The organism is Paenibacillus sp. lzh-N1, from assembly GCF_002872435.1.
In the GTDB taxonomy this organism is placed as follows: Bacteria; Bacillota; Bacilli; order Paenibacillales; family Paenibacillaceae; genus Paenibacillus; species Paenibacillus polymyxa_C.
Genome location: NZ_CP025696.1, coordinates 2,578,519 through 2,592,063, shown reverse-complemented (window position 1 = coordinate 2,592,063; position 13,545 = coordinate 2,578,519). Strand labels below are relative to the sequence as shown.

Below are 13,545 nucleotides of genomic sequence, written 5' to 3'. Positions count from 1 at the left end.
TTAATAGGAAGATGTAGATTGCTCGCCCTCGATGATTTTCACACCGGAACTTGCACCGATCCGACTTGCGCCAGCTTCTACTAATTTTTGCACATCCTCCAAGCTGCGTACGCCACCAGAAGCTTTGACACCAATATCAGGTCCTACTGTTTTGCGCATCAAGGCTACGTCTTCCACAGTAGCTCCACCTGTAGAGAAACCCGTCGAAGTTTTCACAAAATTCGCTCCAGCTTTGACGGACAGCTCACACGCCAGCACCTTCTCTTCGTCTGTCAGCAGGCAGGTTTCGATAATCACTTTGACCAGTGTACCCGCAGCTGCTTCCACAACCGCACGGATATCCTGCTCGACGAGCTGTACATCGCGCGCCTTCAAAGCGCCTATGTTAATAACCATATCAATTTCAGTTGCACCGTTAGCAATAGCATCTTTCGTTTCAAACGCTTTCGTTGCCGATGTATTGGCCCCCAGTGGAAACCCGATAACCGTACAAATAGCCACGTTTGTGCCTGCAAGCTGTTCAGCTGCATAAGCTACCCACGCCGGATTCACACATACGGAAGCAAACTGGTATTTTTTTGCCTCAGCAGTCAGTTTTGTAATTTCATCCTTCATCGCATCTGCTCGCAACAATGTATGGTCGATTAATGCTGCAATGTTCATATCTAAAAGCTCCTTCATTTAATAAATAGTGTGAAGAAAATGAATCGTTTATTTCTCTGTGATGAGATCATCATAGCACGGCTCTGAACATATGTAAAACACATTTTGAAATTATGTTCACGCTTGTACACAGGCCGTTCACCTACAATTCATGTTACCCTGTAGGCACACGCCGTAACCATGTTTAATTGAATTGAGGCCAACATGTTCTATTGCAAAAGTGCTTGTGCCGTAAACTGGTCCGTCACCAAGATATTCGCATACTTGCCACGCAGTGATGCCCGAATGGCCTCTACTTTGCGCTGACCTCCAGCTACAAGGATGGACTTCTCCTTCTTTCGCAGCTCAGGTAAATCAATTCCAACGGTACGACTATTGATTTCCTGACTGCATATGTTGCCCTCATCGTCAAAAAAGCGCGAGCAAATATCGCCCTTGCCAATCTTTTGCAGCAACTTCTGCTCTTCATGGTTAAAGTAACCTAAGCGAAACAGCAGGGCATCCTCCTTGACCGTACCCACCGTAAACACCGCAATGTTCGCCTGCTTGCCAAGTTGAATGATACGCTGGATATGCCGATCCTTCTCGACCATTCTCTTAACAGCTTGACTGTCGAAAATCACGGGCAGCGGCAAATACCGAGCGATGGTGTTAAAGGCTTCTGCGAACAAATTCACAGTTTCCACGGCATAAGTGTTGACATGTGAATGGCTTACGCCTCCTTTGAGCTGAACCACCTCAACTCCCTTGACCTGCTTTTGCTGAAGATGAAGCGCCACCGCATGCATGGTTGTCCCCCATGTCACACCAATAATATCAGCATCTTGTACCGTTTCATGCAAATAATCGGCTGCTTTTTTGCTAATATGCTTCTTGATCTCCTGGTATTCATTTAATGGCGAATAACAGACCTGCACGGTATCCAGCCCGTATTTCTTTTTCACCTGCTCTCCGAGCGCGTCCATATCCTCCATCGGGTCCACAATACTGATCCGCACGTATCCCTGTTCCTTGGCAGCCTGAAGTAACCGCGATACTGTAGGACGTGAAACCCCAAGTCTGACCGCGATATCCTGCTGGCTATAGTCGTTCAGATAGTATAATCTGGCTGCCTCGATACTTAATCGCTGCTTTTCATGATCCATTCTACCTCAACCCGCTTATCTTAAAATGTAGTGCCGTCGGACATAGCCTTAGCCCCAACACTATATCTGTAGGGAAACTCGAAGCCGCGCTTTGTCCGTTCGGCTGTTATTTTGGAAGATTTAACTGCTCGTTTGTGATATTCTGTGATTAACTAAAACCATTTTACCGCATCCTCCACTTTATCGTTCCATCTGTCAAAACGCAATAGTTAACCCAATTTACCGCTAGTTCACAACTTGTGATGGACTTATCTGAATATGTAAGGAGAATTGCTATGTCTGAATTTATTGTGTGCAGTCTGGCGGACAAGAAGTTCGCGTTAAACTTTCTGGAAGTAGAAGAAGTCATGAATGCCAAAAAAGGGACGCCGCTCCCCTTTTCCGAAGCATGGCATGAAGGAATGGTGACCATTCGTGGCGATGTATTTACAATCCTTAATCTACGCAAAAAACTGCTTCTTCCCGCATCAAGCGACTCCTCCGAGGACAAAATGATTTTGCTCAGTCGTGCGAAGATTGCCCTGCTTGTCGATCAGGTGGAGGATACGGCATCTGCTGAAGACAGTCAGCTACAAAGCAACGAGGAAGAATGGCAACGCGAATTGTTTCCTACTGTGATGGAGCATCGGGGTTCTCTCATTCCGGTGATCGATATGGACGCTTTTCTCGCATCCACCAAGACGAACTAAAATAAAAAATACTCCCGAACCTTGAGCCAGCTTGCACTCATCGTTCGGGAGTATTTTTCGTTATTGGAGCCCTTGCCCCTCTTTCATATGAACCAACGTGTTCAGCTGCTCCAGCAGCGTATTTCCACCAGTCAGCGATATCGTACCAATCTTCTCGCAGATTTTTTCCATGAATTCCAGCTCTTTGAGACGATAAAGGGTGGCGTTTTCGTCCATCAGCTTGGCCGTATTGAGCAGACTACGAGTGGATGCCGTCTCTTCACGTCGTGTGATGAGGTTAGCTTGCGCCTTCTTCTCTGCCAACAGCACCGTATTCAGGATATCCTTGATATCCCCCGGCAAAATAATATCCTTCACCCCTGCTGACGTAAAAGTCACTCCATATTCGTCGCTCTGTTCATTTAGTCGAGTCAAGACATATTCCGCAATTTCCTGCTTCATTTTGAGCAAATCATCCAGCTTCATTGTGCCTACATATTCACGCAACAACAGTTGAAGCGTAATGTACATTTGCTCCTCGTATGCCCGAAATTCCAATGCCCGCAGCGGGTCGATGATACGGTACTGACAGACAAAGTTAAGGCGCAGCGTGATTTTGTCCTCTGTCATGATTTCCTGACCCATCAGGTCCATCTGCTGCTGTCGCATATCTAGTGTTTTGATCTCTGTATTCACCGTGGACAACCAAAAATAATATTTGCCCGGTTTTAGTTCACCTTGCAGCACATTATCGTAATACAAAAAGCCCAATTCATGACTGGCCACCTGAAGGGCTTTCCAGAAGCCCGGTGTCTTGGACAAGAAGGCTTGCCCCAAAGCCTTATCAATTGCAGGCTGCCGTGTATCTGCACGAACAAAACGATGCTCCTTGAGCATGTTCCAAAATGCATATTTCCCTGCTGTCAGCAGTTCCACAAACCGATTGTCCTCATAATGCAACACATATTCATGGTCCTCTACATCAATGACAGTCAATTGCTCCAGCAATAGAGGATCTGTCAAAAACAGACGAATATCATGATCTGGTACAAAAAATGATTCAGCTACATTCAAAATTTCAACGGCTTCCTGCTGAAATGTCTTCAATAGGTAAGTCCCTGGGTGCAGCAACTTGTGGTAGCTTCCTTTTTTGAACAGCAGGCCGCGCTCATCGGATTTAATCGTTATCTTCTTAAACATCATATCACTCCTAGTATTAATAATCCTCAACTTAAAAATAGGCTTCTTCGTATGTATGGCGGCTTCGCTTATTCGCACGTTGAGTCAAAACATATTTTTAAAATGAGGATTTCTCCATTTTTGTTTGTTGTAGTAGGATTAGTGACCCTTGCAGAGCATCCCTCCGGTGTGGAGGACGGGGCCAAGCTTAAGGAAAAAGAAAGGGGCCGCCTGTTCCTGTGTTCCGGGGATGGAATTCACCAGCCCAACATCGACTGTGAATCCGTATTCCCGAAGCCTCGGGTCCTGTCGGCGCTTACTCTCTCCGGTATCCGCTGGCCGCATAGCCATCGCCCCGGTATCTGTCATCAAGACCAGACATGGGATGCTCTTATTGGGGTCTTTTCATTGTTTTATTCGATCATTCGAATACTCTACCAGAAGTCGCGTGGAAGGCGATTGGGAATCGAACCCTTAATGTTGGTGGATGCATCAGATTTACAGGATACCTGACCCGATCAGGGCAGGCACTGCGGGACCATTGGAAATCCTCACCTCGGTAATATCTTCCTGCATCAGCCTTTATCATTATTACGCACCCTTGCATTCACGAACATGGCGAAAGTATTACGACCCCATAAAAAACAAAAAAAGACACGGAGGAAGCATAACTGCTTCCCTCGTGTCGTTCTCTTACCATTCACCTTATAGCTCTTTTTGACATTTTACCATGATAAATTTGAATGGAGGTTTACTTTCCATATTTTTATGTGGCTCAACAATTTCGGAAATTTCTATTAGTCCATATTTTCCGAATTCTTGTTTTATTGAGTCAGAATCATAAAAAAACATTTTTACCCCTTCCATGATCTCGAAATAGTCTTTATCCAGTTGTTTTCCCTTTCCATACATTGGAGCTTCTTTTGAAATCGTAGTAAAAATCATATATCCGTTTGGCTTTAGTTGACGATAGCAATCTCTAATAAACTTATCTCTCTCACGCTTATTCAACAAATGAATAAGTGCATAACAAAATATACCGTCATAAAGCTTGTTATCAAAAGGCATATCCGTTACGGAGCCATGAAAAATACTAATATTAAGCTCTTTTTGTCTCGCCAAATCAATCGCTGTTTTTGAAATCTCAATACCTGTTACATCTATTCCGTTATCAACAAAAACCTTGGCATTTCTACCATATCCAATACCAGGTATCAATATATCCTTAACGTTGTTTGCAAGAAAAAAGTCCTTTGTCAGGATTGCTGAGTCTGAAGGTTCAAAGCCCCACATCATCTGATTTTCTATAAAACTGGATTCCCAAAATTCTGTCATACCTGTTCTCCTCTATATTTATCATATCCAAAGTTTTGTATAGGAGGAAGCCCTTTAACATAGCCCAAATTATTGAACGATGGCTTTCCCCGTTAATGCATCAATGTTAATCTGTTTTCCACTGTAAAGCGAGACCGTTTGGGATAGGTAGACCAGTCTTGGCCCAGTTTGATCCCCGTTTCGATTTGACAGGGCATAGGCAAGCATTAACGGCCGATATTGTAGATATGTCTCGGTCGCCTCCTGTACTGTGGCCGTGCCTTTCGGCTCCGGAAGGAGAGAGTGTTCACGTATGGATCGGCGGTTTATAAATCCATTCGCCTTGCCTGTATACGGATCAACCGTTACGATATAAGCTTCATTTGCCTTATCACTTAGAACAGGTATCCCCTTGTAGCTCCGCACATATTCGAACTCCCAGTCCCCTGAGGCTACCGGAGAAGGAACAGCCGGACTGGCTATTTGACTGAGCTGAACTTCATTAACTTCGGGATCAATCCATTTTTTTAGAAATCGAAGTGCCTCATCAGATGCCTGCTGCTCTGTGACAACCAGCCTTGTGTTTGGGGCGCGTGGTATTAAGATTTCCCTTACTTGCCCTGTATAATTATCAACCGTTAAGCGATAGCGCCTACCGTTTGCTTCTTCCCAGCTATACTGGATAAGATGGTTGGACGCATCTTTATTGCAGGAGTAGGCCAACCCTTTTAATGGCGAACCAGCTTGCTCCTCTAACAGCTTTTGGGCATCGTATGAGTTGCGGACAATGGATGCTGGTTCTTTTCCGTCCATAGAAATGGTCTGAACCCCTCTGGAGGCAATGAGTCCGTCGTAATCAAAGCCGTTGTTTCCATAGCTGTATTGCATTTCACCGGATACGGCGTCGATATACCAGAAAGGCAGTGTCATAGAAGAATAGCGATTATAGGTTTCACCCACCGCCGGTGTGTAATCAAGAAATGGCTGAGACTGACCAGTCGATGGCTGCTCAATATAACGAAGCTTCATTTGGCTGACCAGTTTGGCCTTGGCATCCGTCAGACTTAGTGCTTTGGAGGGGTCCGGCAGGTCTGCAAGCCTATAATAGGCTGCATCTTTTCGGAACTGTGTCACTTCACCTCCGCTATTAACGGTGACATGGATCGTATCTCCAAGAACAGGCAGACCCTTGTAATATCTTATATACTGAACATCTTGCTCAAAATTAACGATTTGATAGTTTTTCCGATCCTGCTGTAATACCTGATCCAGAAATTGATTAGCCTGCTTTACAGCCAGAGCTTGGCTCGGTGCTTTTATCACGGAGGTTTCCCCTGCTTGTTCTATAGAATAACCCGTAAGAGCTGTGCCCTTTTCTTGGGAAGCCACCATCATGATCTTTCCAGGGGACTCCTTGCTGCTGAACGTCAAGGAACGCTCGTTTGCAGAGATATTTTTATTCTCCAATACAAGGCTGGAGTCCATCTGTGGAATAAAGCCACCCAACTGGTCTATGAGTGCCTGCTCAGCGGGAATGAGTCTGTTATAAGCCACAATCCGTCCCGAGCCATCCACCCACACAGAAAGGTCAGTATGCCTCTGCGGTGAGGATGATTGCTCTCGAAACGTCACATTAATACCTGTAATATCAAGCTTCATGAAACCAAATTCAGGCTTACGGATTTCGTGCGCGTCGGAGAGCATGTAATTATCCCCAGCCAGTATGTGAACAAAATTCTCCGCCTTCTCCTTCGCTACACGTAAGGAGGGAGCATGATCACGGTCCTCTGCGGTAAACCAGTTAAATTGCTCCAACTCACCGCTCTCTTCGTTCACATAGACGGTTGCCCTGGTGTTTCCTTGGCCTGTAAGTTCAGCCAGGACCCAGTCATCTGGGCTGTTTTTGATGCTTAATTGGTAAGTCTTAAGCTCCGGAACAGCCTGAAACATTGGCGTTAGGGCTTGCTCTACCCGCTTCATAAGTGGCTGTTCTACAGCCTCGGAGTTCGAAGACATGGTAGTGGGAACTGAATTCATCAGGGCTGATTGCCATACCAAAAATCCTATGATTACCGCTGCGGTTACCGATACCACGGCCATCCAAGAGCGCCGCATACGCCGTTGTGTATAACGGGCTGCTTTTTGGCGTATCCGCTCCTCCAAAGGATAATGAAATGATATATGGTTAGCTGATTGGCGGCTGATCTTACGGACAGTTTCACGCAGCTGTTGATCTACGTCCATGGTATACCCTCCCTCTTCAGTATCGCTTTAAAATGCTGTCTTGCCCGGTATAGACGAGTTCGTACCGCCTTCACGGATATCCCGAGCACCTGAGATACTTCCTTGATGCTCAAATCCTCATAATAGTGAAGTATAAGAATTTCCCTGTAGCGAACGGAAGCCGCCATCAATTGGCGAGCAACGTCCTCTTTTGCAATTTTCCCCATTAGAGCATCTTCAGCGGATGGTTCCCTGGGTGTTTCAATGGGCGTCTCTTTCTTCAAGGTAGAGAAAATTTTACGGAACGACCATGAACGCAAATACTTTTTGGATTCATTAATCGCTATCCGGTATAACCATGTTTTCATGCTGCTCTCTTGCCGAAAGGAGTCCCAGCCGCGAAATGCCTTTAAAAATACCTCCTGCGTAATATCTTCGGCCATCGTCCGGTCCTTAACAATCAGGAAAACGAGTGACAACACACTGTCACCGTAGTCATTCATCATAATTTCCAGAGCGGTATTCCTAGTCATATGTGAGAGCTGGCTATTTTTCTTCATCTCCGCATACACAATGTAAATCCCCCTTACCCAATAAGCTGCAGATATGTATTTGATCCATGTGAAGGCAAATCGTCACAGTAAATTCCTAACGTTCCTCATTTTCAGTAGCAACCATTTCACGATATATTTCAGCATTTAGTTTATGCTCCTCCAATAATTAGGCTATCGAAGTAAAAAAACCGCGAAATGCGCGGTTTCAACATGTAAAAAGTTTTCAAATACTTTTTATTTAAAAATTTGGATAGATGGTGAATAAATAAAACGTGAAAGAAAAATGAATAACCTCGTTATTGATTGACCAGCACTATCATCTCCAACTCAGGAATAAACATCCTCTGACGCGTTTCATGCGAAATGAGGTACGGCTTGATTATGATTGGTATGGGCATCCGCTCGAACGGGTCCATGTCCATATTCATCGCCGTCATGGTCGTGCCAGGAATAATCGACGATCTCCCCATTGACCATGCGCTAACACTGTAATCACGATTGGTAAACAGGGCGTCCTTTGACCGTATTCATGCATGTCGTTCATTGATACACCTTTTAGATACGCAGAGTCCTCTAAGGCTGAACGAAACGAAAAAAACGCTGGAGGATTCCGGCAAAATCGTACAATTGATATCCTTCACTAAGGCTCTAAATCCATCAAAGCACCAAACATTTGATTCCCTGTGGTAAAACATATATAAGAGCATAACTCTGCGATTTCAGCATCTGTAAATTCCCTTCGCAACATATCGAATGTCCCCTGATTAATGGAATCGCGACTTTTCAGAAATAAATCAGCGAAGGCAACAGCCAGACTGACTCTCGAATCCTCTATATTCTGTTCCGGCTTTCCTTTAGCCTGACAGTATTTGCACTTATTACCAAAAGCGAGCGTACGACGAACCTGTTCTTTCAGCTCAGCACTTAAATTTCCATGCTCATAGAAAGCATCCTCCAGATTACTCCAATGCTTTAAAATTTCCTCGTTGTGCCCGAGCAGCCGTTGAAACTTCGTGTTCCCTATGTTCGAATACGGTAATCTAACCACACAATCCTCTCCTTCCTTATCCAAAATTATAAGTTTAAATTTCATGATAGTCCTTTACATTCGAAAAGAAATATGTACTATTCATTAACATATAATATTTATTTTTAAATTGGAGGTTCAATATGAAATTTGATAGCATAGATCTGCTTATTATTGATGAACTGGCACGAGATTCTCGATTGTCCATGAGAGAATTGGGGAAAATTATAAACCTGTCCCCCCCATCTGTAACAGAACGTGTCCGGAAGCTTGAAAATGAAGGGATAATCACCGGGTATACGATCGGGATTGATCGAAAAAAACTCGGCTTCGGATTGGAATGTATCATGGAAATCACGGTTAGAAATGGAGACTACAAAAAGCTAAAAACGTTTGTGCAGAACCATCCACGCGTTCTGGGTTGCTGGAGAACTGCCGGCCAGGCCTGTTATTTTGTCAAGCTTTGTGCTGCCAGCTTAGAGGAGATTCAGGACTTTGTAGACAGTATTGCCTCATACGCATCCCCTTTGACCCATATCATTTTTTCCGAGGTAAACAATCTTACAAGTACCAAGCAGCAGCTGACTAAATAGAATGAGAAATCATAGCTTAATTAACAATGTAGTAATGATATAAGCGAACCTCGTTATTGATAATTCATATGTCAAGAGCATATATCATTAAAACAAAAAAAGACCGCAGATACGCGGTTAGTTCTTGTTATCTTACAATTGTGTTTCGAGGGTTTCGCATTGGTTAGACTAAATTAGAGGTGTAGCACGAACCTGTACTACGATTAGTAGGACAACGTGTCCGTGAATTACGAAAAAAACAAGGTCATTCGTAGTAATATTTAGGAGAAATAGCCGTGAACTTGGGTTAGAGAATTTTAGCCATACGTGACTTATGAAGTTAAGACCTAGCAAAAAAAGACCTGCTAAAAGTTAGCAGGTCTTAAGATATGTTACGATTATGGCAGGCAACCTGAACCAGTAAAAGGCACCTATCCTGCTACGAAGATAACCAGGAACGGGACACTACCATTGTAAGTCACATACTAGGATAAGGACTTCATATAAATGAAGTACAAACATTACCCTTCTAGATATCGATTTGGATACGAAAGGGTCGTTGTATTGTCAGACAAGGCAGCCACTGTAAAATAGATTTTTTCGTTTAAAAGGTGAAAATATCCAAATAATATACAAGGAACCAGGACGAAAAACCCAAGTATTATGTAATGATGCTATTTTGATTTCATCCCATAAGACGTTCACCGTATGAGTTATTCACCCCATTAACCATTCACCCTAATAAACATTTAGTCTATAAAAAAAGACCCTCCAGGCCTTTTAGCCCTTCAGATCCTCTGTTCTTTAAGTATTTTAGCTTTTGAGTTTTCAAGTCCTTTTGCCCTTCCCATGCTCCACACACCATTTCGAAAAATGAGTGACTTTGCGGTGGGTAGCAGCGGAGCGGAGGGGTTGAATCTGGAGAAGCGGTAGCGTTCGCCTTTGCTGTGGGATTCTTACCTTTAAATCTCTAATACAATCCGATGAATCCTACTGCAACAGCGATCGGAAGATCAACCCCTTCGCGGAGCCTCCTTCTCCACCCGAAACAACTCACTCATTTCCCTCGCCCAAAATACCCTTCTATTTTCCAGTCCACGCCAACCTGCGTCACGCTCAAGTCCTGCAATGCCACCGCGTCGCTCATCGCAGACACGCCCTCTCCCCCGAGAAAGCCCGGGGCGGAGCTCCCTCCAACCAGCTTCGGCGCTATATACAACACCAGCTTGTCTGCCAATCCTTGCTGCACGAACGAAGCGTTCACCTCGGCCCCGCCTTCCACGAATACCGATGAGACCTCCGCCGCCCCCAGAATGTCCAGCATTTGCGGTAGGTTGACCCGATCACTATATTCATCCTGTGTCGGATATACCTTCACACCAAGCTGTTCTAGCTGGCTTCGCTTGCCTTCATCGTAAGTCCGCCCTGTGAATATCCAGGTAGGCGCCTCTCCATCTGTAATAACACGAGCATCCAATGGAATACGAAGCTTACTATCCAGAATGATACGAATCGGATTCCGTCCTTCTGGTAGACGAGTCGTAAGCTGAGGATTATCATGAATCACGGTCTGTACACCGACCAGGATGCCTACATGCTCGTGACGAAGACGATGCACATCCTCCCGTGCAGCCTCAGATGTGATCCACTTGCTTTCAGAGGTTCGCGTTGCAATTTTACCGTCCAGCGTTACTGCCGATTTGATCGTAATAAAAGGACGCTTGTTCACGATATATTGATTGAACACTTCATTCATACGGATGGATTCCTGCTCACATACTCCGACTATGACCTCAATGCCTGCATCTTTCAAAATTTGTACCCCTCTGCCAGAAACCAGCGGGTTCGGGTCCAGTGCTGCAATCACCACCCGACGAATGCCAGCCTTCACAATCGCTTCCGCACACGGGCCTGTCCGGCCGTGATGGGAACATGGCTCCAGCGTTACATAAATCGTCGCTCCCTGAGCATGTTCCCCTGCCATACGCAATGCATGAATCTCGGCATGGGGCTCGCCAGGCTTCAAATGAGCGCCGATCCCAACGATACGGCCATTATTGACAATGACTGATCCAACCAGCGGATTCGGCTCTGTTTGCCCTTTGGCACTTCTGGCATTTTCCAGTGCCAGACGCATATATTTTTCGTGAGTGTTCATAGAACCTCCCTGAGATCGGAATCCCGCAAATGGCCGGATCGTTCTACTTTTGTATTCAAATACCGTTCATTATATTGCGACACATCGCCCCAGAGCGGCATACGTCCCGCCACATTCATACCTGACTTCTTCAAGGCATCCAGCTTTTTAGGGTTATTTGTAATCAGAGTTACTGGTTTTTGTCTCAAGTGCTGAAGCACACTAATGGCATCCGCATAATTGCGTGTATCATCTTCAAAACCCAACTGATGGTTGGCTTCGACGGTATCCATACCTTCTTCTTGCAGAATATAAGCCATGGCTTTACTAAACAAACCGATCCCGCGACCTTCATGATTTGCTAGATAGAACAATGCACCTGTTCCATGTTCCACAATCATTTTCATCGACTGGTGGAGTTGAAATCCGCAGTCACAGCGCTTGCTACCAAAAATATCTCCAGTATGGCAAATACTATGCATGCGAACTAATGCATTTTCTGACTGCTCGAGATCACCGTACACCAATACACTTGATTGTTGTCCCTCCGCCAAATTCAGTGTGGACAATCGCTTCACAATCGTCTCAGCATTGGCATTCAGTAAGTCCTGACGATCTTCCTCATCCCGTACAGGCAACCAGCAATACCATTGAAAAACAATCGTTTCCCCTTCCAAATTAACTGGCAGCTTGATCGGTCCTACCAAAATCGTCGAAGATTGCTTTCCACGAATAGTTTGAATTTTATCGTTAAGTAGCGTAGCTACATCTTTTTGGTTCATCCCTCTGCACCATCCTTTATATAAACTTTATATATGAAATATCCTGTATTTCTCAGGCTAATCGTTGTTGTCAGGGTGTTACATCATTGAACTATGTGTAAGAAATGTTCATGAAACGTGGATTCCATGGTCAGTTGACGCTCCTGAAGCTCGGTGACAGCCTGTCGTCGTCCGTCTTCGAAAACCTTTAGGTCTTCTGCGGTATATACCTGCTGGCGTAAACGAAGAAGCTCACTGGCCAGCACATCGGCATCCTTCAAAGCAGCGTTCAAGCCAAAAGCTCCCGTGGGTGTCATGGTATGCGCTGCATCTCCAATCAGGACCAGTCCGTTCTGTGCCCATGTGTCACTGCGGCTGCTGAAAATATCCAACGGTACGAAGTCCTTCCATGAACGAATGTGATCATGCACACTATGCTTCAAATCCGGAAAAGCCTCCGTAAACAATTGTATAAATGGTTCAAAAGATTGCTTAAACAGGGTGAGAAAACTGCCCTCCTCCACATTCCAGCCAATTTGAATATAACCCTCAGCCTGTGAAAATAAAGCCAACTGGCCTCCGTTGACCAGTGCCAGACGAGTGACGGGCTCCCACCCGGCAGGTGCCGCGATTTTAGCCCATAGCAGATCATAGCCGTGGCGAATGTTCGTCACAGGCATCTCGGCCAGCTTGCGTACGGTCGAATAGCGTCCGTCTGCTCCCACAATCAAAGAACTGTGAATCGTAATCTCATGACCGTTCTTATCGCGGGCGGTCAAGCCCGTGTATCCCTGCTCGCTGTCACTTTCCAACGCAGTCACAGTTGTACCTGCCAGGTAACGGAAGGACTCGTAGGTGGACGCCTGCTTGAGCAGCGCCTCTAAAAATCGAGGTTGTGGAATATGCACTCCCACATTACCATGGATTGAAGCTGGCTCGACCGTTTTGATCTGCTGCTGATGCTGCCAATATTCGATTCTTGTGGAGGCGAGAATATGATCCTCATGAATTTGTTCGAGCAGCTTATGCTTTTGGATCACTTCCTGACCCTCATCGTTTAAAATTTCACCGCGGAAAGCCTCTCCGGGCACACTCTGCCGCTCAACCAATATCGTCGAAACACCCTGCTCCGCCAGTAGACAGGATAACAAAGTCCCTGCGGGTCCCCCTCCAACTACGCATACTTCACATTCCAGCTTCATCCGACTTCCCCCTGCGCCCAAACCATAACCTCAACGATTAGTTCGTATCTGTTCATTTAATTACGTCTTTAATAATATCAAATTAAGTTCAAATTTTAAG

At 45.2% G+C, this 13,545-nt stretch carries 13 protein-coding genes; 3 read left to right on the top strand and 10 right to left on the bottom strand.

What is annotated here, in order from left to right:
- On the bottom strand, nucleotides 1-663 hold the full coding sequence (gene deoC, locus C0638_RS11655) for a deoxyribose-phosphate aldolase (RefSeq protein WP_013373177.1): 663 nt from the start codon (nucleotides 661-663) through the stop codon (nucleotides 1-3).
- 209 nt (nucleotides 664-872) lie between these two features.
- Nucleotides 873-1,808 (bottom strand): DNA-binding transcriptional repressor DeoR, encoded by a 936-nt coding sequence (locus C0638_RS11650; RefSeq protein ID WP_025674699.1) that lies wholly within the window; start codon nucleotides 1,806-1,808, stop codon nucleotides 873-875.
- Between the two features lie 275 nt (nucleotides 1,809-2,083).
- Here C0638_RS11650 and C0638_RS11645 point away from each other — a divergent pair, with 275 nt between their 5' ends.
- Nucleotides 2,084-2,497, top strand: a complete 414-nt coding sequence (locus C0638_RS11645; RefSeq protein WP_040102825.1) for a chemotaxis protein CheW — start codon at nucleotides 2,084-2,086, stop codon at nucleotides 2,495-2,497.
- Nucleotides 2,498-2,557: 60 nt separating this feature from the next.
- Here the strand turns inward: C0638_RS11645 and C0638_RS11640 are convergent, their stop codons facing one another.
- Nucleotides 2,558-3,676 (bottom strand): slipin family protein, encoded by a 1,119-nt coding sequence (locus C0638_RS11640; RefSeq protein ID WP_058711524.1) that lies wholly within the window; start codon nucleotides 3,674-3,676, stop codon nucleotides 2,558-2,560.
- Between the two features lie 120 nt (nucleotides 3,677-3,796).
- Between C0638_RS11640 and C0638_RS25185 the strand changes: the two genes are divergently transcribed.
- A complete protein-coding gene (locus C0638_RS25185) occupies nucleotides 3,797-4,168 on the top strand; it encodes a hypothetical protein (protein ID WP_058711525.1) in 372 nt (123 codons plus the stop codon).
- Nucleotides 4,169-4,360: 192 nt separating this feature from the next.
- Here the strand turns inward: C0638_RS25185 and C0638_RS11630 are convergent, their stop codons facing one another.
- From C0638_RS11630 to C0638_RS11615, 4 genes are all read right to left on the bottom strand, one after another.
- The gene (locus C0638_RS11630; RefSeq protein ID WP_058711526.1) at nucleotides 4,361-4,990 is read right to left on the bottom strand and encodes a class I SAM-dependent methyltransferase; all 630 of its coding nucleotides are present in this window, start codon (nucleotides 4,988-4,990) and stop codon (nucleotides 4,361-4,363) included.
- A gap of 69 nt (nucleotides 4,991-5,059) precedes the next feature.
- Nucleotides 5,060-7,213, bottom strand: a complete 2,154-nt coding sequence (locus tag C0638_RS11625) for a YcdB/YcdC domain-containing protein (RefSeq protein ID WP_058711527.1) — start codon at nucleotides 7,211-7,213, stop codon at nucleotides 5,060-5,062.
- Nucleotides 7,204-7,764: a sigma-70 family RNA polymerase sigma factor gene (locus C0638_RS11620; protein WP_233902311.1), complete on the bottom strand. Its 561-nt coding sequence runs from the start codon at nucleotides 7,762-7,764 to the stop codon at nucleotides 7,204-7,206. The genes C0638_RS11625 and C0638_RS11620 overlap by 10 nt, the downstream gene beginning before the upstream one ends.
- Nucleotides 7,765-8,386: 622 nt before the next feature.
- Nucleotides 8,387-8,794 carry a carboxymuconolactone decarboxylase family protein gene (locus tag C0638_RS11615; RefSeq protein WP_058712606.1) on the bottom strand — a complete coding sequence of 136 codons (408 nt, stop codon included), beginning with the start codon at nucleotides 8,792-8,794 and terminating at the stop codon, nucleotides 8,387-8,389.
- Between the two features lie 122 nt (nucleotides 8,795-8,916).
- Between C0638_RS11615 and C0638_RS11610 the strand changes: the two genes are divergently transcribed.
- The gene (locus tag C0638_RS11610) at nucleotides 8,917-9,366 is read left to right on the top strand and encodes an Lrp/AsnC family transcriptional regulator (RefSeq protein ID WP_058712605.1); all 450 of its coding nucleotides are present in this window, start codon (nucleotides 8,917-8,919) and stop codon (nucleotides 9,364-9,366) included.
- Nucleotides 9,367-10,402: 1,036 nt separating this feature from the next.
- Here the strand turns inward: C0638_RS11610 and ribD are convergent.
- From ribD to C0638_RS11595, 3 genes are all read right to left on the bottom strand, one after another.
- Complete coding sequence (gene ribD, locus C0638_RS11605; RefSeq protein WP_058712455.1) at nucleotides 10,403-11,503, bottom strand: bifunctional diaminohydroxyphosphoribosylaminopyrimidine deaminase/5-amino-6-(5-phosphoribosylamino)uracil reductase RibD; 1,101 nt, start codon at nucleotides 11,501-11,503, stop codon at nucleotides 10,403-10,405.
- Nucleotides 11,500-12,264: a GTP cyclohydrolase II gene (locus C0638_RS11600; protein ID WP_040102821.1), complete on the bottom strand. Its 765-nt coding sequence runs from the start codon at nucleotides 12,262-12,264 to the stop codon at nucleotides 11,500-11,502. Before C0638_RS11600 ends, ribD begins: the two co-directional genes overlap by 4 nt.
- An 83-nt stretch (nucleotides 12,265-12,347) precedes the next feature.
- Entirely contained in the window at nucleotides 12,348-13,445 is a 1,098-nt protein-coding gene (locus C0638_RS11595; RefSeq protein ID WP_058712456.1) for an FAD-dependent monooxygenase, read from the bottom strand.
- Between the last annotated feature and the right edge of the window lie 100 nt (nucleotides 13,446-13,545).